Annotated in this window: 22 protein-coding genes and 4 pseudogenes; 12 read left to right on the plus strand and 14 right to left on the minus strand. The window is 49.5% G+C overall.

Features of this window, described 5'->3' with window-relative positions; all coding sequences use genetic code 11:
- Positions 1-233 precede the first annotated feature (233 nt).
- From MJ768_RS02970 to MJ768_RS02990, 5 genes are all read left to right on the plus strand, one after another.
- Positions 234-428, plus strand: coding sequence for a hypothetical protein (locus tag MJ768_RS02970; protein WP_239287865.1), 195 nt, complete (start codon positions 234-236; stop codon positions 426-428).
- A gap of 418 nt (positions 429-846) precedes the next feature.
- Entirely contained in the window at positions 847-1,368 is a 522-nt protein-coding gene (locus tag MJ768_RS02975) for a PEP-CTERM sorting domain-containing protein (RefSeq protein WP_239287866.1), read from the plus strand.
- A gap of 41 nt (positions 1,369-1,409) precedes the next feature.
- A complete protein-coding gene (locus tag MJ768_RS02980) occupies positions 1,410-2,270 on the plus strand; it encodes a hypothetical protein (protein WP_239287905.1) in 861 nt (286 codons plus the stop codon).
- 139 nt (positions 2,271-2,409) lie between these two features.
- The gene (locus MJ768_RS02985; RefSeq protein ID WP_239287868.1) at positions 2,410-3,675 is read left to right on the plus strand and encodes a ferredoxin reductase family protein; all 1,266 of its coding nucleotides are present in this window, start codon (positions 2,410-2,412) and stop codon (positions 3,673-3,675) included.
- Positions 3,675-4,043 carry a cytochrome b5 domain-containing protein gene (locus tag MJ768_RS02990; RefSeq protein WP_239287870.1) on the plus strand — a complete coding sequence of 123 codons (369 nt, stop codon included), beginning with the start codon at positions 3,675-3,677 and terminating at the stop codon, positions 4,041-4,043. The genes MJ768_RS02985 and MJ768_RS02990 overlap by 1 nt, the downstream gene beginning before the upstream one ends.
- A gap of 71 nt (positions 4,044-4,114) precedes the next feature.
- Here the strand turns inward: MJ768_RS02990 and MJ768_RS02995 are convergent.
- The 3 genes and pseudogenes from MJ768_RS02995 to MJ768_RS03005 form a co-directional block, all read right to left on the minus strand.
- Positions 4,115-4,449 (minus strand): annotated as a pseudogene (locus MJ768_RS02995) (transposase); the annotation flags it as partial.
- A 133-nt stretch (positions 4,450-4,582) separates the two neighbouring features.
- Positions 4,583-5,515 (minus strand): DUF1853 family protein, encoded by a 933-nt coding sequence (locus MJ768_RS03000; RefSeq protein WP_239287871.1) that lies wholly within the window; start codon positions 5,513-5,515, stop codon positions 4,583-4,585.
- Positions 5,516-5,607: 92 nt separating this feature from the next.
- Positions 5,608-6,420, minus strand: a complete 813-nt coding sequence (locus MJ768_RS03005) for a class I SAM-dependent methyltransferase (protein ID WP_239287872.1) — start codon at positions 6,418-6,420, stop codon at positions 5,608-5,610.
- Positions 6,421-6,728: 308 nt separating this feature from the next.
- On the opposite strand from MJ768_RS03005, the gene MJ768_RS03010 reads away from it, so the two are divergent.
- Both MJ768_RS03010 and MJ768_RS03015 read left to right on the plus strand, forming a co-directional pair.
- The gene (locus MJ768_RS03010) at positions 6,729-7,238 is read left to right on the plus strand and encodes a DUF2325 domain-containing protein (RefSeq protein WP_239287873.1); all 510 of its coding nucleotides are present in this window, start codon (positions 6,729-6,731) and stop codon (positions 7,236-7,238) included.
- A gap of 22 nt (positions 7,239-7,260) precedes the next feature.
- Positions 7,261-7,743: an FMN-binding protein gene (locus MJ768_RS03015; RefSeq protein ID WP_239287874.1), complete on the plus strand. Its 483-nt coding sequence runs from the start codon at positions 7,261-7,263 to the stop codon at positions 7,741-7,743.
- A gap of 37 nt (positions 7,744-7,780) precedes the next feature.
- Here MJ768_RS03015 and acs read toward each other — a convergent pair whose 3' ends face one another.
- Positions 7,781-9,751 carry an acetate--CoA ligase gene (gene acs / locus MJ768_RS03020; RefSeq protein WP_239287875.1) on the minus strand — a complete coding sequence of 657 codons (1,971 nt, stop codon included), beginning with the start codon at positions 9,749-9,751 and terminating at the stop codon, positions 7,781-7,783.
- 387 nt (positions 9,752-10,138) lie between these two features.
- Positions 10,139-10,528 (minus strand): hypothetical protein, encoded by a 390-nt coding sequence (locus tag MJ768_RS03025; protein WP_239287876.1) that lies wholly within the window; start codon positions 10,526-10,528, stop codon positions 10,139-10,141.
- 129 nt (positions 10,529-10,657) lie between these two features.
- On the opposite strand from MJ768_RS03025, the pseudogene MJ768_RS03030 reads away from it, so the two are divergent.
- Positions 10,658-10,975: pseudogene (locus tag MJ768_RS03030) on the plus strand (IS21 family transposase); the annotation flags it as partial.
- Positions 10,976-11,180: 205 nt separating this feature from the next.
- Here MJ768_RS03030 and MJ768_RS03035 read toward each other — a convergent pair.
- The 3 genes and pseudogenes from MJ768_RS03035 to MJ768_RS03045 all read right to left on the minus strand — a co-directional run bounded on the left by MJ768_RS03035 (position 11,181) and on the right by MJ768_RS03045 (position 14,479).
- Positions 11,181-12,125, minus strand: a complete 945-nt coding sequence (locus MJ768_RS03035; protein WP_239287877.1) for an ice-binding family protein — start codon at positions 12,123-12,125, stop codon at positions 11,181-11,183.
- A gap of 741 nt (positions 12,126-12,866) precedes the next feature.
- Positions 12,867-14,047 (minus strand): annotated as a pseudogene (locus MJ768_RS03040) (IS3 family transposase); the annotation flags it as partial.
- 195 nt (positions 14,048-14,242) lie between these two features.
- Positions 14,243-14,479 carry a hypothetical protein gene (locus MJ768_RS03045; protein WP_239287878.1) on the minus strand — a complete coding sequence of 79 codons (237 nt, stop codon included), beginning with the start codon at positions 14,477-14,479 and terminating at the stop codon, positions 14,243-14,245.
- 404 nt (positions 14,480-14,883) lie between these two features.
- Between MJ768_RS03045 and MJ768_RS03050 the strand changes: the two genes are divergently transcribed.
- Complete coding sequence (locus MJ768_RS03050) at positions 14,884-15,414, plus strand: DUF3617 domain-containing protein (protein ID WP_239287879.1); 531 nt, start codon at positions 14,884-14,886, stop codon at positions 15,412-15,414.
- Positions 15,415-15,681: 267 nt separating this feature from the next.
- Here MJ768_RS03050 and MJ768_RS03055 read toward each other — a convergent pair whose 3' ends face one another.
- The 4 genes and pseudogenes from MJ768_RS03055 to MJ768_RS03070 form a co-directional block, all read right to left on the minus strand.
- Entirely contained in the window at positions 15,682-16,458 is a 777-nt protein-coding gene (locus tag MJ768_RS03055; protein ID WP_239287881.1) for a J domain-containing protein, read from the minus strand.
- Entirely contained in the window at positions 16,455-18,173 is a 1,719-nt protein-coding gene (locus tag MJ768_RS03060) for an SEL1-like repeat protein (RefSeq protein ID WP_239287882.1), read from the minus strand. Before MJ768_RS03060 ends, MJ768_RS03055 begins: the two co-directional genes overlap by 4 nt.
- 251 nt (positions 18,174-18,424) lie before the next feature.
- Positions 18,425-19,048 carry a carbonic anhydrase family protein gene (locus MJ768_RS03065; RefSeq protein WP_239287883.1) on the minus strand — a complete coding sequence of 208 codons (624 nt, stop codon included), beginning with the start codon at positions 19,046-19,048 and terminating at the stop codon, positions 18,425-18,427.
- Positions 19,049-19,138: 90 nt separating this feature from the next.
- Positions 19,139-19,393: pseudogene (locus tag MJ768_RS03070) on the minus strand (hypothetical protein); the annotation flags it as partial.
- Positions 19,394-19,646: 253 nt separating this feature from the next.
- Between MJ768_RS03070 and MJ768_RS03075 the strand changes: the two are divergent.
- Complete coding sequence (locus MJ768_RS03075; protein ID WP_239287884.1) at positions 19,647-19,829, plus strand: hypothetical protein; 183 nt, start codon at positions 19,647-19,649, stop codon at positions 19,827-19,829.
- Positions 19,830-19,872: 43 nt separating this feature from the next.
- Here MJ768_RS03075 and MJ768_RS03080 read toward each other — a convergent pair whose 3' ends face one another.
- The gene (locus MJ768_RS03080; RefSeq protein WP_239287885.1) at positions 19,873-20,964 is read right to left on the minus strand and encodes a hypothetical protein; all 1,092 of its coding nucleotides are present in this window, start codon (positions 20,962-20,964) and stop codon (positions 19,873-19,875) included.
- Positions 20,939-22,498, minus strand: coding sequence for an MBOAT family O-acyltransferase (locus tag MJ768_RS03085; protein WP_239287886.1), 1,560 nt, complete (start codon positions 22,496-22,498; stop codon positions 20,939-20,941). The genes MJ768_RS03080 and MJ768_RS03085 overlap by 26 nt, the downstream gene beginning before the upstream one ends.
- Before the next feature lie 258 nt (positions 22,499-22,756).
- On the opposite strand from MJ768_RS03085, the gene ylqF reads away from it, so the two are divergent.
- Complete coding sequence (gene ylqF / locus MJ768_RS03090; RefSeq protein WP_239287887.1) at positions 22,757-23,668, plus strand: ribosome biogenesis GTPase YlqF; 912 nt, start codon at positions 22,757-22,759, stop codon at positions 23,666-23,668.
- Positions 23,669-23,846: 178 nt separating this feature from the next.
- Positions 23,847-25,271, plus strand: coding sequence for a transglycosylase SLT domain-containing protein (locus MJ768_RS03095; RefSeq protein WP_239287888.1), 1,425 nt, complete (start codon positions 23,847-23,849; stop codon positions 25,269-25,271).
- Positions 25,272-25,325 lie beyond the last annotated feature (54 nt).

The following is a 25,325-nucleotide window of genomic DNA, read 5'->3' on the forward strand; positions in this document are numbered from 1 at the left end:
GAATCGCGGGAATGTGCCAAAACCGGAAATTGGATTAGTCCCTGAAATTAGCTTAAATTCTGAGCAGCCGAAAATCTTCTTGTTCGAATTGGAGTTGTGAATACACATAGTGAATACACATAGCTTTACATTCGTTAGGCTGTCCACATGTTATTCAGTTGGTATAGCCACAAGTTTACCTCGCTGAAAATAAGGAAATTGCCTATTCTATTTTTTGCCAGGGGGGTATAGCATTGATCACACTCGTGCTCAAGGTGAAGAAGGGCCAGATGACCACACTCATCGAGCGCCTGCCGGAACGCGAAACTACCGGCTGGCACAAGCTTATCGCCCCCGACGGGGAGCTCAAGCGTGAGGACGATGCCGTCGTGTATGTCTCGGCCAGTGCGGGGAAGAAGAAGATTGAGCGGTATCAGGTGGCGCAGTAGGCACGGGTGAAGGGGAAACGAAAGGAGGAAGGGTCATGTTTGGTTTCTTACTGAGTATTAACCGAGTACGGCAGGAGGGTTTTGTGGTGGCGCGGAAAAGGGCAAGGCCGTGAGAGTAGACAAGCTAGTTTTCTTTACTTGTGCGGCTGGGGTACTGCTGAGTCTGTCACCACACATCTTGCGAGCGGAAATTCTTGAAGCAATGATTCCGTCCTCGTTGTATGGAACTCTCGACCAAACAAAGACGAAATGCCCGGCGAAGGGGTGTGGCCCAACGGCTGCGGTGAACTCGTACGTCTTCCTGCAAAAAAAATACCCCACAGTTTACGATACGAGACTTGTCCCATCGGTCGACCCCAATAAGCCGACCACTGAAGAACAAGCGAGGATCGCTAACCTTCTGATGACCGAAGAATTCATGAATACTAATCCACTCAGGGGAACGTACTGGAGTTGGTTCGTGTTCGGCAAAGCAACATACATTGACTATACGTCATCTACGCCCACTACTACCTATAGGGCGCAAAGCAGGTTCGATTGGGTAGGCGATTCGGGCATGCCGCATCCCCAGCCGTCGTGGGTGGAGGATAACCTTCCCAACGGCCCGACCATCGATTTCATATTTGGAGAACTCAGAGATTGGGAAGACGTGGAGATATATGTTGACGGTCACTATCTGACTGTGACCGGAATCAAATATGACACCGCAAACCTGTTGGGCACCCTTTACTACGTCGATCCTCTTGGCGGGAAGGCGGGCAAGGCAGACATCGCGCAGGGTGATGCAAATGACCCAATCACTATCTTGTATGACGGTAAATTAGTTACGATAGACGTTGCCGTATCGGAGTCCCCGATACCCGAGCCGAACATCATATTGCTCATGAGCACAGGCATTCTGATACTGACTGGTATGAGGCGGTTGGCTATAGCCCGGTAGGTTGTACTGAATGAAATGAAGCCCAACATCACAGGCTACGGATGAACACATGCGTTACCGACGTGCCGATGCAGCGGGAAGCACATCTTCTCACTGTGAATCCGTCCAAACGGCGCTCCGATGTATTGGTGCGGTATATCGATGACTTGCGTGCCGTCATGAAAACGGTGAAAGACGCGCATCCGTTGGCTATCCTGGCGATTGTGGCGTTACCCGAACACCTGCATGCGACACGGCGCTTGCCGCCGGGCAATGCCGACTATCCGCTGTGCTGGTCGCCCATCAAAGCCGGTTTCTCGCGGCGGCTGGCAAAAGACGGGCATGCCAGCCACCAAGATAACAACACTGTTTGCTGCACTGAATATGCTGGATGGCAAGATGCTGTCAATGACCGACCCACTCCACCGGCATCAGAGGTGGCTGAAGTTTCTCAATTGGAAATACGTCAGCCCTTTAGATTCATTTCATATCGGAAGAGGCCCCCTAGTCGTTACGCCAGATCTGTTGTACTCTGCATTTCACGACTCGCATCCATCTGCTCTGATGCGTATTGCCCGATCACAAACTTTACAAGGAGCCTAGCCATGAAGAAATTTTTTGCTATATTCTTATTAATGTGTGGTACAGCACAAGCCGATCCCTTTGCCAATGGTCAACCTGAAGCTGGTAAAAAAGTATTCGACAAATATAAATGTAACAGTTGCCACGACGGCATGATGGGCGGTAACGGCAATGCCATTTTCACGCGCCCCGGCAGCAAGGTGAAGGACCCGCAGCAACTATCGGCAGTAGTTATAGTATGCGCTCGTAATGTGCGTGCTAATTTTTCCTCACAGATTACTACACAGGAAAAACTAGACCTCTCAGCCTATCTCAACAAAAATTTCTACAAATTCAAGTAAGCGCTGTGACAACATAATCCATCATCAGCTGATGGAAAGGCGAGCTAGGCAGCGGGGCATGTTATTGCCCGGGGGATCGCAGGACATTTGTGAGCACCTGAAAACCAAAATAGGGCCTGCCAGCCCTTGGCAAGCTTGAGTGCTTATAGGCCTCATGACGATACTGCGCAACCTATCTATCCCACTACTGATCGTGACCTGTACGGTCAGCCTTATTTGGTGGGCCTTTCCTGAGGGGCTATCAACGGCACGGACCTTGGGTATTGTCTTGGGTTGGGCCGGTTGCAGCCTCCTACTTGCCAGCCTGTTATTGATGCTTCGGGAAACCTGGCTGGCCCAGTGGCTAGGTGGACTGGAAAGGATGTATCAATGGCATCACTGGACCGGCACGACCGCTTATGTTCTGCTACTGGCGCACCCCCTAGTGCTCGCTGCCGATGTCTGGCCGAATTCTCGACTGCTGGCATGGCAGACGCTTTCTCCATTCAGTCAGGGCTGGCCAATATGGGCGGGTTGGCTGTCGTTGCTGTTCCTGATGCTTGGGTTGGCTGCCACCTTCATAATGCGCATTCCCTATCAGATTTGGCGCTTGCTCCATTTCGGGCTGGGGGTAGGTGTGCTCCTCGGTTTGGTTCACCTCGTTTTACTCGGTATCAGTGAACCCGTTCTGCCGATTTTTGGTCTTGCCGTCTCTTTCTTGGGGTGGCGAGTTATTCGGGATGACTTGGGTTTGGCTGCGCGGCCATACGTCGTGGGATCGGTAAAGTCAGTTGCCGAAGACATAGTCGAAATTTCTCTGAAGCCTCTGGCAGACCCTGCTGCCATAACGCCGGGACAGTTTGTTCTGGTCGCCTTTTCGGGGCCGGCGTTCCGTGATTGCGGGGAATTCCACCCATTCACTGTCAGCTCGATTGGTGCCAATCATGAGATATGCATCGTGGTCAAAGCCCTAGGCGATTGTACGCGGCACATCCAGTCTGTCGAGCCCGGCGCGATGGTCCGGGTGCATGGCGCGTTCGGAACTTTTCTGGCAGACCGGCCACCGACTCCGCAACTCTGGGTAGCCGGCGGCATCGGTATTATTCCCTTCCTGGCTTTGCTGCGGGCTGGCCCTGTAAATCAGCCGACGACACTCCTCTATCTTTATCGAGCCGAAATGGACGCTGCTTTTTTACATGAATTGCAACTCATCGCCAAGGGGGATCAACTGCTTTCCCTGAAGGCATTGGCTACCGGCGACAAAGCGCCGGATCTCAATTCCCTCCTTCCCGATAGTCAAGGACTTGCAAATTACGAGTGCTATCTGTGCGGGCCGCGAGGCATGGTTGCAGCACTTAGAAAAGATCTGCACAACCGAGGCGTTACGCCCCACCAAATTCACTTTGAAAAATTTGAGTTTCGATAATGCGTCGACTCTACCTATCCGCTACGCTTATTTTTTGGCTGCTGGTGACAGCTTTCTGGGCCGGGAGCCTGTGGTTGCCGCCTGCTGAGAAAAACGCCGCTATCGCTGTTGACAAATCGATTTCACCGACTGAATTGGCCAAACATAAAGCACCAGAAAACTGCTGGATGGCCATTCGCGGTAATGTCTATGATTTAAGCGCTTATTTGCCCGAACATCCATCGCAGCCGGATATCCTTCTGCCCTGGTGTGGCAAGGAAGCGACTGACGCTTATAACACCAAGACCAAAGGGCGTCCGCACTCCCCCTATGCTGACGAATTACTGGTCAAATACCGAATCGGAATATTGGCTTCGGGCAAACCTTGATGGCTGTCCGCCACTAGTGTAGTGCGTCAATTAGAAGAGCTCTTATTCAAGGCAGTGCGAGCACGGATCACCTAAGCGAGAATGTCGCTGGCTTTTGCTGTCCAGATGAACGGTTTCGGTTTGGCATTGTATGCAGCGATGTATTCTTTGATGGCAGCCTCCAAGTCAGCCACGCTGGTGAACACTCCGCGGCGGATGCGCTTGTCGGTGATATCGCGGAAGAAGCGTTCGACCATGTTGAGCCAGGAAACACTGGTAGGCGTGAAATGCATATGAAAGCGAGGGTGCTAGACCAGCCATGCCTGAACATCGGGTGTTTGTGAGTGGCGTAGTTGTCCACAATGAGGTGCAGTTCCTTTGTCTTTTGTGTTTTGCGGTCGCTCATTTTGAGAAACCGCCACTCTTGATCCCACAGCGTCAACGGTCTCAACCAGTACATTGTCATTAACAGCAACGCAATCACTCATGATGCCAACGGCAACCTCATCACCTGCCAGCTCCCGTTTGATCATTGTCCGCTCCAGTTTTTTCAGCATATTTCAGGTGTTGATGCCTGGCCATTTACTGCACATCACAAATCCGCGTGTCGCTTCGCGCCAGCTATTATCCATATCACGCTGGAGTTCGACCACTTGCACAGACTCGTCGGAAACCGCGAAATGTGCATCGAGTGCAGCGCATATCTCAGTCTGCTGCATCACACTGGCTCCCGCATCCAAGCGTACCGGAGCCAGAAAACGTAAGCGTGGCAGTATAGTCCAGTAGCTATCCGGTGTTGTTTGCGGTAGTGAGCCAACCGGGTGACGTATCCACCAGCCAGACAAATGGTTGTCAGATACTCCAGGGATGGGGGTGATAGGAATGAAATACTTTCCTGCTTGTGTTGCAGGATAGAACAAGTAGCCTTTGATGAATGCCTGTGTTTTCTTCAGCACTAATCCTTTGGGCAGTGCTGCTCGCCCAGCGGGTGTGTGACCTAATTGAAGCTGATGCTGGAATACGCGATCCAATTTAATATCGAGCCGGTCGCGCACCGCAAGGCCGATGAATGCATGTTGCTCGGACAATGGCTCCGCTTGCAGATAGAACTTTACGGCGGTTTCCCAATGACAAATATTTCCATCGGCATCACGAAACAAAAAATCGTATTCACCCAAGGTGCGTTGCGCATTTTGAACCTGCAAATTGGTGGCGATGATTTGCGTATCAGGTATGTGCGCTAACAAAAATGCGATAAGCGATTCAAAATATTGGCCAAGGCGACGTGTTGGACGCTGGGTAATAAAGTCATGCAAGCTGCGCGGCTCAGCATCCAATGCAGCCAGCCACTGGGCACATGTTTTTATTTGCGTGCGACACCAGGCATCGTCCACCACGCCTCCGGCATAAGCGGCCCAAGTTTCATCCAGCAAACCAGGCGAACCAATAGCCCACGCGAGGTCGCGAACAATGGGGTCGCGCAATGAGTCCATGAACGAATCTTTTGGGAGAGGAGACATGTAGACTAAAATTGCTGGGCTATGGCGGCTGAGTGAGTGCAATTGGGTAACAGCAGGGCATTCCTCTATACGGGTCTATAGCCCACGCTGATGAGAATTTCAACATTCAGCCAAATGCCTTGCTCATCGACAAGTAATTCTGTTTCTTCCTGATGTGCTTGACGGAAATGTGCCAGATCAGAGGAAGAAAGCTGACTCAATAAGCCACGGAAGCCGCTGTACCATAAAATATCCCACCACTCTTCAAACCCGGCAAGATGGTATCCAACCTGATATGTTTGCGTATGCAATCGTTCCAGTCTCGCTGATTGATACAAAGTGCGGATTTTCTCTACACTATCCAGTCGTTTCCAGGACAAGGATGGCATAGTTACCCCATAGGTCAGAATGCGCTCGATAAATTTTTGCGACAGGGGTTCCATAACCGCACCCGTAAAACTTGAGATTCCAATAGCGCCACCGGGTTTAACAAGTTTGGCGATCGTCTTGAATCCGACTTCCATATCAGGCAAAAAGAAAATGCCAAAACCGCAACAAGCGGCATCGAATAAGTTGTCGGTATAATTCGAAGCCTCCATATCCAGGCACAGAAAATCGAGATTGGTTAACTGCCGTTCCTGAGCTTTAACCTTGGCTTGCGCTAACATTCCATCGGATAAATCAATGGCTGTTACATGCCCTGCGCCCAGCCGCTGTGCACAAGCCAGCGCAACCGAACCTGTGCCAGTACCTACATCCAACACATGTTCATTTCCAGTAAACCTCATGCTGTTCGCCAAATGTTCTGCCGCCGCTGAAAAAAAGCGCAGCGCAGGTTTGTCATAACCTTCTGCCGCATTATTGAAGGTTTCTTTGATTTTATATTTTCGTTCTTGCATATCCATTAACCGTTACCCACGTTAGGTAATTAGGTGTAAAGATAACACCTTTATAGCGCAGAACGTTGCTCATCGCAAGAACAAACATCATATAACATATTGAATATATTTATATTAAATATAAAACGATATTAAAGTTGGTGCCCATATTGTGACGCAACTACATGGTTGCAATAACGTATTCCAACTGGCCAGAGCACAAAAATTTCTTCAAATTGCATCGCAATGATGCTGTGATTAATGCCTCTCCTGTTGTTTGCCCCTGATGCACTAGATGATAATAATTATCAAATACATTTACATTACAAATGATAACGATTATTATTACAGCTGTTATCAGATATAAAGCAGTTCTTGATCAGCATGATTTAGAGCAAACAGAAATTAAGTGCATAAAAGCTTGGCAGCTGGCCATATTACCCACTCATTTGGTAATAAACAGCAAATGCTGCCGGTCAATGCATATCAATCATAAAAGGAAAATCATGAACGCAATGGTAATTGGTGCGGATAGTTTGGGAAATATTCCGAAACTTCTTTCTGACTGGGATATAAACATCACCCGGCATATCACTGGACGGCATGTGTCACATCAGCGGAAACCACAGGGATTGCCCAAGAATACGGAACTTTTGATATTATTCACGGATTTCTTGGGGCATAACGTAATGCGCCATTTTCGTAACATGGCGCAAACTCAAGGTGTACCTTTTATCGCTTGCCGCCGATCTGCAAGCTGCTTGGCGCAGTCGCTGGAATGTTGTTTTAATAGAAAAGTAGATCAATCAAAATGTCAAAATTGCCCATTCCACCCCTGATTTTTTTATCGCTTTTTTGCTCATGCTATTGCCATGCTTAGCACAAGCCGTAGAACACGTTTACCCGCAGCCGGAAGAATTCATTGATGAATTATTTAAGGTAAAGCCGAACGTAAAATTGCTATTGTTGACTAAAGATATGCAGTCCGAGGTTTCCCGCATTCTTGGCCATGCACCCAGGCAGTTGCGTCAACGATATTGGAGTGAGGGTGCGCGAACGTTATGGATTCTAGAAGAGATAGGTAAAGACGATCCAATTACCGCAGGATTTGTCGTAAAAGACCGTCGAATCGAACAGGCTAAGGTATTGATTTACCGTGAGCACAGGGGGATGGAAGTGCGCTTTCCAGCTTTTTTGAAACAATTCACCGGTGTTTCTCTAAGCAGTGGAAATAATCTTGATCGGCAAATTGACGGTATTTCCGGCGCCACGCTTTCGGTGCATGCCATGGAACGCATGGCGCGTGCAGCACTGTATTTTGACAAACTTAGCCGCACCAAATGAGTTCAAATCCATTGCATTGCTGACCACAATCCCTGGTTTATTGAATTACGTTCTTTAGTTGTTCAAGAATCGCCGGGTTTTCCAGCGTCGAAATGTCCTGCGTTATTTCTTCACCCTTGGCAATGGCGCGCAACAAACGACGCATGATCTTGCCGGAGCGCGTCTTGGGCAGGTTGTCACCGAAGCGAATTTCGTCTGGCTTGGCAATTGGGCCGAGTTCCTTGCTGACCCAGTTACGCAGACTTTCCGAAACTTGTTTTGCGGTTGTGGCATCCTCCGGCCGCGAGCCTTTTAACACCACAAATGCCACTATGGCTTCTCCTTTTATATCATGCGGCTTGCCGACTACAGCGGCTTCGGCCACCAGCGGATTTGACGCCAGCGCAGATTCTATTTCCATAGTGCCTAAGCGATGGCCGGATACTTTCAGTACGTCGTCAATGCGTCCCAGGATCCAGAAATAACCGTCTTCGTTGCGGTGTGCTGAATCACCCGCCAGGTAAGCGCCTTTCATTTCATCTGGGAAATAGCCTGTGCGATAGCGCTCATCATCGCCCCATATGGTGCGGATTTGGGACGGGAAAGAACGTTTGATGACGAGAAAACCCCCATGTTGGTCATGCACTTCGTCACCTGCTTCGTTGACAATGGCGGCCATTATGCCGGGCAGCGGCAGGGTGCAGGAACCAGGTTTGGTTGCCATTGCTCCCGGCAGAGGTGCAATCATGTGGCAGCCGGTTTCGGTCTGCCACCAGGTGTCCACAATGGGACAGCGCGACTGGCCGACTACGGTGTAATACCACATCCATGCATCTGGATTGATCGGCTCGCCTACGCTACCGAGCAGACGCAGACTGGAAAGGTTGTATTGCTTCGGCAATTCGCCACCTAATTTAATCAGCGAGCGGATGGCGGTGGGCGCAGTATAAAATGTGGTGACCTGATGATCCTGAATCATCTTCCAGAAACGCCCGGCATCGGGCCAAGTGGGCACGCCCTCGAATATCACTTGTGTCGCACCCATCGCCAGCGGGCCATATGTCACATAGCTGTGACCAGTCACCCAGCCCACGTCAGCGGTGCACCAAAAAACATCAGTAGGCTTATAGTCAAATACCCATTGCATGGAAACCATGGTGCCGAGCAGATAGCCGCCGCTGGAATGCTGCACCCCTTTGGGTTTTCCGGTAGAACCTGAGGTATATAAAATGAACAATGGATGTTCCGCGCCCACCCATTCCGGTTCGCATGTGAATGGGAGATCGGCGATCAGATCATGCCACCACAGGTCATGTTTCGCATTCCACTGCACATCATTGCCCGCGCGTTTATATACGATTACGCTATGCACTGCACCGCAACCGCCCATGCTGAGCGCCTCATCCACGGCTGGTTTGAGCGGCATCATTTTGCCGCCGCGGAGTTGCGCATCGGCGGTAATGACGGCACACGCCTGCGCATTTTCGATACGCTCGTTCAGGCTTTTGGCAGAGAAGCCGCCAAAAACGACTGAATGGATTGCACCAATGCGCGCGCATGCCTGCATCGCTACCACTACCTCAATGCTCATGGGCATATAGATAACTACACGATCGCCCTTCTGAATATTGCGCGACTTTAGCGCATTGGCAAACTGGCACACGCGGGCGTGTAACTCGCGGTAGGAAATCTTGGTCACCTGGCTGTCGTCCGCCTCGAAAATCAGCGCGGTTTTTTCAGGTTGCGTCGCCAGATGCTTATCCAGGCAATTATAAGAAACATTCAATTCGCCATCCGCAAACCACTCGTAAAATGGCGCGCGACTCTCATCCAACACCGTATTGAACGATTTGTGCCATTCGATATGCTCGCGTGCTAGCCGTGCCCAATATCCTTCGTAGTTTTGTGCCGCCTCCGTGCACAGGGCCTGGTACGCTGCCATGCCAGAAATATTAGCCTGTTCGACGAATGCATTGGCAGGCTGAAAAACGCGGGTTTCTTGCAAAACTGATTTGATGCTGGTGGGCATGGTGCTCCCTCGGTATGGTTAATGTTTCGTATTTGGCGGGATCAATGTAGATTTTTTTTCGGGTAGCGTCAACAATAAAGCTCACTGATGTAGCAAGCAAATAATCTATCTGGTCTTAATATCACATGAATTGTCCGGTTTAACTCAGTCCCTGAAAGTCTGTCGGACAATTTCTCGAAAATCAATTGTCCGCCCAGTAAAATACCGGTTGGCACGGCAACGCAACAAACAGGGTGCAAATGATCGGATTTATTACAGCAGATCGTCATACAAATTATCTGCTGCCGCCATCGGTGGAAAACTGGCTCCCAAGAATTATCCGGCGCGCTTCATTGTTTCCATCGACCCGCAAGATTAAGCGTGTAGCCTGCGACTCCGTGCGTTCCGCTACATCGCCGCCAATAAACATCCACACACTACACGCTGGTCCACTTTCAAAAAAAAGAAGATGCTACCTTTATTATTTCCCAACCTCTGCCTTATTGGCCAAACTTGTTGGCGATACTTCAATTGGCGTCCTACCATTTGTAAACCGATGACAGCGCCATCTCCCGCCCCAGCTCCATTTCGAATTGGGGCTTGATCTGGCTGACCACCAAATGCCGCCGATACTGGCAGACTCCATGAACGGTTTGAGTAGTTCAACTTCGCGCTCAAGGGTGAAACGCGCACTAACTGTCCTTTATCGCCTACGGCTCCGCCCGCAGCAATGAACTGGTTGCGCAAACGACACGCCCAACTTTCAGACAATTCGATGGCTGTTTGCTCCAGACTCATGCTGTATTGAAATGACAAACAACCGTCTATGCTTGTAGTAACTGTTCAATCGTCGTCGCCGAAGCAATGACTTTAAGTGCGCTATCAAGTACATTCTGGCCTCACGCGGGCAGAATCACATCCGAGATGTGGATAACAGCAACGGTGTTATTGCGCGAGATCGTAGCGCTGGACTATATGCGGGGAAGCCGCAGCCAGCTACGCGCTTATATGCACGACCTTAAGCGACCTTGCCGATGATTCCGGTCGTGCGGTTCGAGCGGATGCAAGTCGACTGGGTCGAGTTTAGCAAAAGCAAAAATTCGTTTTATGCTTTCTGTGCGACGCTAGGTTCAGCTGGGTGAGCTTTGTTAAATTCACCGACATGAAGTAGAAACACTGATCGCGTGCCACCAGTACACCTTCCAAACATTCGGTGGCATCACCAGGCGCTTTCAGTACGAAAATAAAGCACCCCGCAGCGAGCTACGGGGTATTAACACCACTCTTCAAGCTGCTGGCTATAGCCAGCCTTCGCTGCAAGCAACGGGGAATTTACCCAAAGAGATTGAAGTAAGCGGTGATCGCGCGCGACGCCGTAGGCGAAGTTGCGCATCGCTTCCACGCCGGATTAGAGTCGTGAATACGCGTCTGCCACGGAGAACTGTTGATCTCAACCGCGGCGGCGGCGAGCAAATCCAAGTCCCGCAAGTCCGAGTCCCAGCAGCGCCAAGGTTGCAGGTTCCGGGACGGTTTGGCCAGGCGCTCCAGCTTGGTCAAAACCGCCGCTGTTCTGAATTTCGGTCGCGTTCGGGATTCCGGTACCCGTACAGCCGATGGAGATGGTGTCGTTAATCATCGTCACAGCCCCCGTGTGCGCCAAGGCTCTGCCACAATGGTTGGTTACCCCATCGTTCATGAAGATGCTCGTACTTGCGAGAATATTTCCTGCGAACGCAGTGTTTACGTCGAGGGTCGCGGAGCTGCCAACATTCCAATACAGCCCGACACCGGCGCCGGACCCTACATTGATCACGTTCACTGACGAATTAGGCGATGTGATCAGCGACGAGCTCGGGAACAGGAACACCCACACCGCGTTGGGATCGCCCAGGCCGTCGAGGGTGAGCGCTCCCGTCAAATTACTCGTCGCAAAGGGTACCGTGTAGACGCCCGGATTGAGCGTGCCAGCTAGAGTCAGGTCCCCGTTACTCAAAGTGGTGCCGGGTCCCATGAGATTCAGAGTCGTGATCGCCCCGACGAGTTGAGTATCAGCAAGAATCGCGAACGCATCGTTTTGGTGTGCAAACGCATCGGATCCAGTAAAGGTTCCTGGACCTTCATTAGCCAGAGTTCCAAAAAAGCCCGTTATACCGGTGGTTGAGGAATTGTTTGAGACGCCAAGGTTTCCGCCAAGGGTGGTCGGAAGAGTACCGGTATTGGTTACCGACGAGGCACCCAGAACCGCGAAGCTAGCCAGAGCCGAACCCAACAATGGCGTGGCCCATGCAGGGGAGGAGCCGCAAAACACACCAATCACTGCCAATGACAGTATCGACAACGATTTAAGTGAGCTGATAGTGCGTGTACTTCTTGCATATTTGGATGCGATTTTCATGCTGATCTCCGTATGGGGTTAAATAAAAAACAATCAAGTTTGGACAAACCATCATGAACACTACCAAGAATACAAGCATTATTCATGCCACAAATATATTATATTTTTTATCAATTACTTATGAAATAATTTTTGGTGCATGTGGCCAGACGTGTAAAAATTACCGACATAAAAAATCAGTAGGTACCAATTATATGAGATGGAAGGCGAAGAAATACCCGGATAAAGCCATTCTGATACCCGGGTCGAGGCTTTTTTCTCCGAGCCATTCTGGATAAACATGAAAGTAATCGCCCATTAGGGAACTGCTGAACAAATAACGGCTTCCACATTTTGGTTCTATGTAATTAGTAGTGTGCAATCTTTCGACAACTGCAAAATGAACAGCAAGAATAGTCAGCTGAAAATCTGTTCGCGCTTATTCGGGATAAATACTACGTGGTACTTACACTTCCATCTCGTGTGTCTTAAACTCTGGCACCCTATCATCGTGAATCTTCATCTCTTAATCGAGATTACAGACCCACTCTCACCGGGGGTGTATAGGTCAAACCTTTGTGAGTCCCCCGGCAGAGCCGGGGCTTTACCTCAGTGAATGAAGAGCTGGAAAACTATAGTGGACCCCTCCGTCAAGACAATAATGCATCGAGTTTAAGAGGGTAGCTCCTCACATGCAGCGGAATGGCGCTGCCCCAGTTTTGTTTCTGTCTTTTGTTTCCGATCAATTTCTTTTCTGGCGCCGTATTTGTCCACGATGCTTGCTCCGCCGCCGCACGCTGTCCGGTAGACCTCATCCGGGGTGCTGTAGTCCAGCGACTGGTGCGTCCTTTCCATGTTGTAAAACACAAAGTATTCCGTCAGGCCCAGCAGCAGCTCCGGCATGGTAGCGTAGCCTTTCAAATACACGTCCTCATGTTTGACGCTGCGCCAGAGCCGTTCCACAAAGATATTGTCCAGTGCCCGGCCTCGCCCGTCCATGCTAATCGCGATGCTGTGCGCCTTGAGAACGTCAGTAAATACTGCACTGGTGAACTGACAGCCTTGGTCCGTGTTGAATATCTCCGGCACACCGTAGACCTGTATCGCTTGTTCCAGGCAGTCCACGCAGAATCCCGTATCCAGCGTATTCGACAACCGCCATGCCAGCACCTTGCGCGAATACCAGTCGATCACTGCAACCAGATACACAAAGCCTCGCGGCAGCCTCACATAGGTAATATCCGTACTCCACGCTTGATTGGGGCAGGTCACGTTCACGCCTCTGAGCAAGTACGGGTAAATCTTGTGCTGCGGGTGCGGACGGCTGGTGTTCGGCCCGGGCACCATGCCAGCCAATCCCAGCATCACCATCAATCGCTGCACACGCTTGCGGTTGATCTTATGACCCAAATCACGCAGGTAAATCTTGATCTTACGGCTGCCGTAAAACGGGTGACGTGTGTACTCAACGTCAATCAATGCCATCAACATCAATTCCTGCTCATTCGGCTTTGAGGCCACCGAAGGCGCATAGACAGTGGATCGTGCCACATCGGTCAGTTCACATTGCCGGGTCAGCGCCAGTGGCTCGGCGGCGCCAACCCATTGCTTGAGCACTTCTATTGGCTGATCCCGGACTTTTTTTTGAGCCAATCCAGTTCCATCTTCAATCGGCCAATTTCTGAATACAGTCGTTCCGGACTGGACGATGGATCGATGGGTTTCGGTCCCCGCTTGGCATCAAACAGACTTCCTGCCTGCGCTTGCAATTCCTTCTTCCACAAACCAACCTGTGTGGGATGCACCCCAAATTCCTGACCAATTTCATTCACCGTTTTGATGCCACGGATCCCTTCGATGGCCACCTTGGCCTTGAATTCACCACTGAAATTCTTACGCTTCGTTTCACTCACAACTCGCTCCTTTTTACAGCAGGCTACCATCTTAATTCACTGTCCGGAAAACGGGGTCCACTATAAACCGCAAGAAGAAAGATGCCATGATGCGCGGCGATTGTAAGGAAGTTTCTCGCTTGGTGAAAGGTAAATCCGCTCATCCTTCGACAGGCTCGGGACGAATGGATTTACTTCTTCTGCAGATGGTTGACAGTTGATTACCCACTCTATTTCACATAGAACTCACATTTTTTTCTCTGCCGTTTTTTTGAGCAAAGCTCGACCGTCAGATCCTCCTTCGGCATCATTCATCGCCGAATTACCTGTTTTTCTGCATTGCCGTCCGCTGCCAAGACGCGGCAGACGCACTCCGCCCCTCAGTGGGCTATCAGCCGCCCACGCAGCAAGTACAGATTCGCCAATCCCATCAAGCCGACGGCATTCTTCTCCAAGCTTAGGTAGCGCGTGTTGCTGAGCCAAATTGCCGCTTGATCACCGAAACCCATGCTCCACCTGTGCTTATTGATCTGGCTAGCAGCCCGTTGAACTTCGGGTTTCGTTACCGCATAACATATTGCTTTTTATAAATAAATTTTCATAAATAATAGGCCATCAATATAATCAATTAGTTACGGTGAAGTCCGACAGGCTTCTCAGATATGTTTGAACTTATCTTCTAGTCGAACTGCCAAACTGCACAGCAACTAAAACTTCCACTTCAAACTTACTTGGCCGTACCAATAGATGGAGGAATGCTTCCGGTTACGTTTCTTCAGGCTCGCCGAAAGATTCCGTCCAGCCTGTGTGATCAAAAGTTTATAATATAAATTTATTCAATGGACTCACTTTTAGCCATTAACTATCAAGTACGTTCAGGAGATTCTATGCGTAAAACTCTTCTTTCAATATCATTATTGTTCGCGGTATCTATTGCAAATTCGGCAGAATTTAATGTGCGCCCGGGATTATGGGAAATGACGACGACATCTGGCCTATTGGCGCTAGTGCCAATGATTCCGCCGGATCAAATGCAAAATTTGACGAACTTGGCTAAACAATACGGATTTGACATGCCTAAAATTAATAATGGTGCAGCAACATCTCATGTTTGCATTACCCAGGAAATGGCGAATCAAAAAATTCCAACTTTTTTGAATCAAAATCAATATGGATGTGATATTAAAAATGTGACCCAAACAGGGGGCGACTATAAAATAAACCTTATTTGTGAGAGCTCCATCCTTAAGGGGAATGGAATAGCCGAGGGGTTTTTTTCGAATCCAGAGAGCTTTGCAGGGCGAACTGAATTCAATGGTGTTGTTCAGGGCAATCCTGTTAATGAACGCGCCTACACTGACGGTCGCTGGATGAGTGCAAGCTGCGGAACTGTGAAACCTCTCCGTGCCCATCGTTAAGCGAATGTACGACAATTATGTCGTTAGGGAGAGCTTTCCATAGCAACTCGAAGCTGGAGAGCAGGGAATACTTCCTTACCCCTGCTCCCATCCAATAGAATCCTTGCCAAAAACGTTTTCTTAAAATACGGCTATGTATGAAATACGGTGGGTAATCAACTTACAACCTCCCACAGAAGAAGTAGCTGGCAATTTCTTGTTGTTAATCTTGCACATATCGTAGGATTTCCACTACGAATCACATAGATCCTAAAATAGCCATATGGGCTATTCGTGCGTGGCAATTTCCTCTAGTCGAATTCTTCGCTCGGACAACTCCTGTAGTAACTGTTCCGCCAAGTCACCCAAGGGATCGCCGCCTCTCAACTCGGCTCTTTCAATTGTGATTTTGAGTTTATAAATATCCGATTGTTTTTTTTCATACAATTCTTGCTGAATTTCATCCATACGACGACGCAGTTGTCCAGTACGACGGATGATTTTCAAGATTTTTAACTCCACACCCTGATCAGCAATTTCTTCAGGATCCTCGATCTCCTGCATCCGAGGATCCTGGATGAACTCCAGCACCAGATTTTCAATGGCCTGCTGGTCACCGCGCTCGTAGGCAAGGTTCACCTTTATCATCAATCCGTGGCGGCGCAGGCGCTCGGGTTCCGTGGTGGCGCGGTCGGGGTGCATCATCATGGCGGCGCGCCGGAATGCCTGCTTGAGTTGCGGCGTAATAACCAGTGGTGGAGGTGGCTGGGCCTCTATCAAACCAGCTTCTTCGGCCGACTTTCTAGCCTGCTCCTGCGCGGCTTGTGCATGGACTTGAGCAGCTGCATCATCGGGGGATAGCCCCGCCTGTGCGTTAGCAATTTGCGCGTCCAGTTCATCTAACTGAGCATAGAATCGCCCGACCATTTCATAATAGCGGCGCTGGAACTGTGCTGTTTCTGTTTTGGCTGTTTCCAGTTCCAATTCAGCCGAAATTACCTGCTCTGCAAGCTTAACCTGATCACTCACCAGACGGGTAAGCTCCTGATCTAAAGTGAGCTTCATTCTGGTGTTTGCCAACCAAGAGTGAATTCGTTAAGTTTCTCCCACGCGGCGCGATCGATTTGCTCTCTATTGCTAATCCCTAGCGCCTTCAATTGTTCCAACGCTCTGGTTTCGCCTTGCTGTCCGGCCTTGCGATACCAGGACGCAGCCTGCTGGTCATCCTGTGTAACACCCAGGCCTTTGCTGTACATGAATCCCAGATTAAATTGTGCTTCTGCATGTCCCTGCTCTGCGGCTTTGCCGTACCAAGATACCGCCTGCTGATAATCCTGTGTAACGCCCTGGCCGTTGTCGTACATAATGCCTAGCGTGTATTGCGCTTGCATATCTCCCTGCTCTGCAGCCTTTAAAAACCAAAACACAGCCTGCTGGTCATCTTGGGTAACCCCCAATCCATTGTTGTACAAGAACCCTAAATTTAATTGAGCTGTAGCATGCTTCTGCTCTGCGGCTTTGTTATACCAGGATACAGCCTGCTGGTAATCCTGTGTAACGCCTTGACCTTTTTCATACAAGAATCCTAGATTGAATTGTGCCTCCGCATGCCCCTGTTCTGCAGCTTTACCATACCAGAATGCAGTCTGCTGATAATCCTGAAGCACGCCCAAACCTTTGCTGAATGTAGCTCCTACTGCATATTGCGCCCGCACATGTCCCTGCTTTGCGGCTTTTAGATACCAAAACGCGGCCTGCTGATAATCCTGTGTAACGCCTTGGCCTTTGCTGTACATAATGCCTAGTGCGTATTGCGCCCGCGCATGTCCCTGCTCTGCAGCCTTCATGTACCAAAATTTAGCCTTTTCGTGGTCTTGCGCAACCAATTGGCCGCTGTTGTACATGGCTGCCAAATTGAATTGCGCTCGAGCGAACCCTTGTTCTGCGGCTTTGCGATACCAGGACGAAGCAAGTTCGTAGTCCTGTGTGATGCCTTGACCTTTCTCGTACATATATCCGAGAGCTTGTTGCGCCCATGCATTGCCTTGCTCTGCACCCATGTGATACCAAAACATAGCCTGCTCATAGTCCTGTACAACCCCTTGCCCGTTGTAGTAGATGGTACCTAGAGCATATTGTGCTCGCGTATGTCCTTGTTCTGCGGCCTTGAGATACCATAACATTGCCTGCTGATAATCCTGTATCACGCCCTGTCCGTTGTAGTACATGGCCCCCAGATTATATTGCGCCTGTTCAAGTCCCTCTTCTGCCGCCTTTTGGTACCAACAGAGCGCCTGCTCGTAGTCTGTCCCGACCACTTCGCCGAGCCAATATAGCCTACCCAAATCATTCCATATTTCAGGGTCATTTTGATTTTGGTTGGCTATACACCAGTCGAAGGCCAGCCTTGCGTAATGCTGAGCATGTTCCTTGTGGACGGGAAAACTCCGCCCACCACTGTGAAGAAGCGATAATGGGAAATAGGCTTTGCCATATTGACTATCCGCCAATCGTTTGAAGGCATCCAAGGCGTCTTTCAGATCGTCGAGATCACCGCGTGTCCAGACGATACCAAAGCCTGATTTATCGCCAAGCTCTGTAATATGGTTGTAGACATCCCGTGCTTGGCGATAAAGCGCGTCGAGGTCTTCTGCCAGTGACGGATCTTTACTATTCATAACTGCCGCCATCCCTCGTGCGACAAGACCGCCGCGTTGCCCTAAATGTACAACAACTTCCTGAGTGGTTACTTTGGCTGGAAGATTTGTTTGTTCGGTCATAAGCATTTACTCGTTAATTAATTTTGTACGCTTTAAATGCGTGAATTGATTATTTTCGATTTTCATTGTGTGTTACGCAAGATGGCCATGAAAAATTAGACTTATAGAGCCGGACATCAAATAAATTGATAGAACATACAGATTCCGGCCTTCGCGGGTATAAAGAATCGTACTATTTAATGGCCGACTCTATAGCAAGGTTTATAGTACAGACACAACAAATTAAACTGGTCTTGAATGGCTACATATGATCATTGATAAAACTCAATTTTTCCTGTTTGAGTGTCATACATACCGCCCACAATTGCTATCTGGTAATTCTCCAGCATCTCCCGCAGAACTGAGCTCCGGTGTTTAATGTTGGCAATCGTCTGGAATACATTGGCCATGGCAACCTTCTCTACAAACTCTGAATTTTGAGAGTTGCGCTCTGTTGTTGGCTCGCGAACACGCGTCACTGCTAGCTTAAGTTTGTTAATTAGAGCGGTAAAGTTACCAAACTTGATATCGTCGCATGCGGCCATGATCGCGCCGCAACCGCTATGTCCTAACACAACGATTATTTTCGCTCCTGCGATTTTGCAAGCGAACTCCATACTGCCAAGAATATCTTCGTTAGCTATGTTTCCTGCTATCCGAATGCTGAAGAGATCCCCTAAGCCTTGATCGAAAATTAGTTCAGCTGATGTCCTCGAATCGATGCAACTCAAAACCACGGCAAAAGGGAACTGCCCTTCTGAAGCTTCTTTTAATTGTTCTAACAGATCGCGGTTGATAGTGAGATTTTGTGCAAAACGTTCATTTCCCTCTTTAAGAATTTGAAATGCCATCTCCGGTGTAAGAGATGCTTGAGTTTCTTTGGTATGCGTTCTCATTTAATCTCCTCTAAATAAATACCCTGCTGAACTTATACTTAATGAAGACACACTACATTACAATGCGTGAAGTGTTAATTCAATGTTTAACTATTGATCCGGCCTGCTGAAATTTGAAGTATTCATACGGCATATTTTACGCGATGATGCTGGAAGTTTTTTGACGCGCTCAAGTGATTGCTCCAATGTCTGCATATGCTCTGTTGTTGCCGCGGCTTTCAGCTTGGCCTTGATGTGCGCTGGAACTTTTGAACAAATGGCGTGCTTCAAGTCGGTGTTGAGCGACTCTTCCAGATTCAGTTCCGAGCTGTGGCTGAGTAGATAGAACAACTTTATCTTAATCTTTGCGCTCAAATGACATGACTGCAACGTCGTTGCTAATATTATCCTATATTTCTCAGTTAGCCCGATGCCAAGACTAGTAGCGCAGGCGTTTTGGTAGTATTTAGGCGTTGGCGCAGTAATTTTTTCAACGATATAGCAGGCCAGCGCCTTCCATCGCTGGACAGGAAGCAATTGAGACGTAGTTGCTCGAAAATGCTGCAAACCCGCGCGTACGCTGGCGACGAGTGCTTTGACATAAGCTGACGCAGCATGTATGAGCGACATAAATGGAATACGGCTGCAAACCTTGATGCAAGTAAAGGCATTTCCGGATGGAACAACGCAGGTTACGTTCCGGGTACCCAAAGCGGAACGGAACCGGTTTATAGAGTGTGTGCTCAAGCGGTTTGACTATGCTCACAACATGGACGGAGCAACGGTGCCACGCTGCTATTAACGTGTCTCTTTATAGATTCAACAACACCCGTTATAAGGGTTAATCAAGGATTCAGCAGAAAAGTAAGCAGTGTTTCAGCAGCGATCAGGTTGCCGCTTGAACCCCAGTGGGTGTCGTCAGGTAGGTAGACGTCCTGCTCTCCCTCGCGGATGGCAGAGATCAGTGCCTGGTCAAGGCGCGGCATCACTCCAGGGAGATGACCAGAAAGCTCGGAGAGGGCGCTAATATCACGCAAACCTTTGTCGAGAAGGAAGTCAGCGTAGGCTGTTAACTTGTCGGGGGCTACCATGAGAACAAACCGGGTTTGTCCATTTGCTTCGACCTGCTTGCGTATCTTCTCGAATTGACAGCTTATTTCTTGCGTATTCATTTTACGCCACCAAGCCACTTTCCGTAAGTCATCTTTATAAACTAACAATGCTTGTTGATTAACACTAGAAAACGGCGCTTTTTTTTCCAACCCTACCTTCACTGCATCTGTGTGTGCATCCCCAAGTAACTTACGCAGGAGGCTATTCCAGAGATAGTCCCGAACGTATCCCAGCTTAATGTCGTACCAAGCAGTCTCTCGCTTGACATAATTTGCAAGACCTTGGAATTTTCTCACATGAAAAGGCGCTGTAACAGGCGAAGGTCTAGTAGTTACGCCGACTCGCTTGAGCAAGTCGGTTGCATCGCAAGACTGGTCATGCTTGATCAGCAAAGGAAGATCGCGCTCCACATTTTCGAGAATAAAAATCTTGGGCGGTGTTTTGCGGAAGACAGGATTTTCGAGGATCTGTTCTACATGTATTTTGTTGGTATCCAGCGTGGCTATCGACCAACCTTTAGCTGCAACAAGATAGTTTTGCCAGCGGAGATGTGGTCTTCCAGTAGAAAAAGAATCACCTAGCACCACCACATCGTAATAATGCTCATATCGCCCAATCTCAGACAATGGCGGCTGGAACTCCAACTGTGGCTTGTTCCATCCGAAATCCTTTTCCGCGTAAGAGCCAATACGTGTCAGGTCACCGGATAGCGGCTGTAGATACACACCCAAACAAAACAATCCAAACGCCAGAACCAGCACCAGAGCGAGCAACCCCAGAACAAAGCGGCGATGAGATTCAAAACTGGAAATATAAGAACTCACTAACCTTCCCCATCTCGGTTACTGCGTAAAGCAAGCACATTCCAATGGTGGTTAGCCAAAGCTTGTCCGGCTGCCAGCGCAGCCATTTAGTTGGCGTAACGTTCTCTAACGCCGGCTTGAAGTTTGCCATGATCTGCTGGGTATTTGGCGCCAGCCAAGCTAGCGCCCACAGGGCTACGATCCACCCTATCATCATGTCAACCTTTCCATCGATTGCTGGAAGCGGTCCAAAGTGAATTCCCAAACTCCCCATAAGCTCCACCAGCCGCCAGTGGAACAGTCCGTACCAACTGCCGGGTAGGATTGCGCCATTCAAACCGGCCATGCCACTCAGTATAGAAAGTGCAGCATCAAAATTTTTGGCACGAAAGAATACCCAACCTATAACGACAACAAGAAAGGTCAGCGTCATACCGGCGAAACGTCCAGGCGAAGTGCTGCGCTTCAAGTCGTGTCCCAATGCCTTACGCACTTGGTGCCAGGCATGATTGATGACCAGATAAAGGCCATGCAGCGCACCCCACATTATGAATGTCCAGCCAGCCCCATGCCATAGGCCGCCCAACAGCATGGTGGCGAACAGATTGAAGTAGCGTCGCGCAGGGCCTTTGCGGTTACCTCCAAGCGCGAAGTACAGATAGTCTCGCAGGAAGCGAGATAGAGTCATGTGCCAGCGCCGCCAGAATTCGATGATGTTCACCGCTTTGTATGGCGAGTTGAAGTTGAGCGGCAGCTTCACGCCGAACAGACGGGAAATGCCGATGGCCATGTCGGAATAGCCAGAGAAGTCGAAATAAAGCTGGAAGGTATAAGCTAATGCCCCGCCCCATGCTTCCAAGAAGGTGCTCGTACCGCCATCGGCAGCGGCTGTGAATACCGAGCTGGCGAAAGGGGCGATGCCATCGGCCAGCACCACCTTTTTGAACAGGCCAATGCTGAAGATAGTCAGGCCGACTGACAGGTTTTCCCAATCTACCCGATAGGTGGCCGGAAGCGCGAACTGCGGCATCATTTCCTTGTGGTGCAGAACCGGCCCGGCGATCAGATGGGGGAAGTAGGTTACGAACAACCCATAGTGGATGAAGTTGGCTTCTTTCACTTCTCCGCGATAGGCATCCACCAGAAATGCAATCTGTGTGAAGGTAAAGAAGGAAATGCCCAAGGGCAGGATGATAGGTTCGATCTGCCAGCCCAAGTTCAACGCGGTATTAGCATTTTCAACAAAGAAATTGGCGTATTTGTAGTACCCAAGCAGGCCCAGATCGGCGGCGATGCCTAGGCCGAGAATCCACTTTTTGCGATTGACATGACCATGTGCATGCTCCTTGGAGAGCGCCATGCCGACTGCGTAATTAAAGAGTATGGAAGCCAGCAATAATCCGACATAGGCGGGATTCCACCAGCCGTAGAAAAACAGTGACGCCGCAAACAACCACAATGCAGCGAGAGGCCAACTGTATCGGCCAATTTGGAAAAAGCCAAGAAACGTGACCGGCAGGAAAAGAAAAAGAAATGCGTAAGAATTGAAAAGCACGTTCTGTCCTTGGGTATTGGTTTTTGTAATTTTTGCCGACAGCAATTATGAATTAGGATAGGGAACCCAACCCCATAAGTCAAACTTCTTGATTTTTGCTCGTTTAAATCAAACTTCGTAGAATGCAATCCACCAGTAATCTAGAGGGAATCCGTTTTCAGGTTACAGTCGTCGCACCCTGAACATTAAGTAACGACAAACATGACGTATCAGTCAGCGAAGAGTAAAATGCACCTTTAGTTAGATAGTTGATTACGAATGTCCATTCAGTGGTTTCCCGGTCACATGGTTTCGGCGCGCAAAAAAGCAGCCGAAACCATGGAACGCATCGATGTGATAATAGAAGTGCTGGATGCACGCGTGCCGGAAGCAGGCAGCAATCCTGTCATTAAGGAGTTGCGCTTGCATCGCCAGCGGCCCTGCCTGAAAATCCTCAATAAATCCGATCTGGCGGATCCTGCTGTCACTACTGCCTGGCTGAACTTCTACAATGAACAGAAAGGAATTAAGGCCGTAGCGCTATCCTGCAAAAAACCGGGAGATGTCGCCAAGATTCCAGGTTTGTGCGAGATGCTCGCCCCGCATCGTGATATCAGACTTAAACCGTTGCGCATGATGATCATGGGCATCCCCAATGTAGGGAAATCCACACTGATAAATGCGCTGCTGAAACGCCGGGTGGCAGCTGTAGGTGACGAGCCGGCAGTGACCAAAAATCAGCAGGGATTCGACCTGAATGAACGGATGACGCTGATCGATACGCCGGGGCTAATGTGGCCAAAGATTGAGTATGACAGCGACGGCCTCATGCTGGCCGCAAGCCACGCGGTAGGGCGAAATGCCATAATCGACGAAGAAGTGGCCAGTTTTCTGGGCGACATTCTGCTGGCATGCTACCCCAACCTGCTTGCAAACCGTTACGGATTCTCCGTTGAAGGTCTGGATGGTGTGGGCATTGTCGAAGCAGTCGCAAAACGGCGCGGTTATCTGCTCAAAGGGGGTGTTCCAGATCTGGAAAAAGCTGCTCTCATGCTGCTACAGGATTACCGCACAGGAGCACTTGGACGCATCAGCCTGGAAACACCGAAAAGCCGCAATATAATGTTAGCCGAACAAGCACTTATTAAAGCAAGGGAACAAGCTTCAAACATAACCAATTCAAGCGAATAGCAATCTCAATAACTCCGTTGTCCCGTAATGCTGCTGTAGAAAGCTGGCTTGATCAATAATTAAAGCTCCCTTTCACCACCGGCAACCCTCGACATAATTTTATTTCTGTAGGACATTGCCAGTGCAGCTAAACAAACTTTACTTATTCGTTTTTTCCGCTTGCATTGCGCTTACCGCAATGTCTGCGGTTCATGCGGAGGGTAAAGTTCTATTGAATAGCGCGCTCGATGCCTTACAAGCAGATTCCATACCACAACTTTCCACTGCTTCCGCTGGCCCCGATCTCACACTCACCGTCGACCCTAACCTTGCACAAAACGACTTATGGCAACGCATCCGTAATGGTTACGCGTTGCGCAAATTGAATAGCCCGCTAGTGGCGAACCACGAGCAATGGTATGCAAAACGTCCGGACTATATGCAACGAATGACCGAGCGTGGGCAGCGCTATCTCCACTTTATTGTGGAAGAAGTCGAGCGGCGCGGAATGCCATCGGAAATTGCACTGCTACCCATGATCGAAAGCGCGTTTAATCCAGGGGGATCTTCCACCGCTAGCGCCACTGGCATCTGGCAGTTCATCCCGTCTACTGGCAAGCATTTTGGCATGCAACAGAATTGGTGGTATGACGGGCGGCGCAATATTATCAGCGCGACCCTCGGCGCACTCGACTACCTGCAAAAGCTGCATGGCATGTTCGGCGATTGGGAATTGGCACTTGCCGCTTACAACTGGGGCGAAGGCGCAGTACAGCGGGCGCTCGCACATAACCGCAAACTGGGTCTGCCGGCGAATTACGCCAGCCTGAAAATGCCATCCGAAACACGCAACTACATACCCAAGCTGCAAGCGATAAAGAATATTATCGGCGATCCAGCCAGCTTCGGCCTGGTGCTACATCCCGTTCCGGATCAGCCGTATTTCGTTGCTGTCAGTACGTCAAAAAATATTGATATGGAACTTGCCGCAGGGTTGGCGGACGTTACGCTGGATGAATTCCGCGCGCTGAATCCCGCCCACAACCGTCCGGTTATCCTGCAAGAAAATTCCGAGGTACTATTGCTACCCGTGGACAAAGTGGAAACCTTTCGCGCCAATCTGGCAAGCAACAGCCTGCCACTCGTATCATGGCAGGCTTACAAGAGCAGGAAAGGTGAACACTTAAATGAACTCGCGACACGCTTCGGTCTGTCACCAGAGACACTTCGATCCACCAACGGCCTGTCAACGCGACTCAAGGTGAGTACCGGGCAAATGTTACTGGTACCACTTAATGGTAAGAATGCAGAAAATGAATTCGAGGCATTTAATACACGCCCTGCCCTCGCCAACCAGTTGCTTGGGAATACTGTTAGATACACGGTGCGTAAAGGTGACACTCTGAGCGCTATTTCTCGCCTCTACAAGGTGAGTGTGGAAAAGCTGCAAGGCTGGAATAACAACGTAAAAACACTCAGCCCAGGTCAGCACATTTTCATCGCACAACTCGACAAATTGCCTCGCATATCCAGTGCTGATAAGTACCGCGACAAACTTGGCATGGCCAGTAAAAGGAAGAAGAAGTTTATGCACAAGACTCAACGCATTGCTCAATATCCTTAAACTTTCCCCCCCTACATTTTACTTCCCCCATTTTTTTAAATTCAGCATGGGCGT

The organism is Candidatus Nitrotoga sp. 1052 (assembly GCF_927312905.1).
Classification (GTDB): domain Bacteria; phylum Pseudomonadota; class Gammaproteobacteria; order Burkholderiales; family Gallionellaceae; genus Nitrotoga.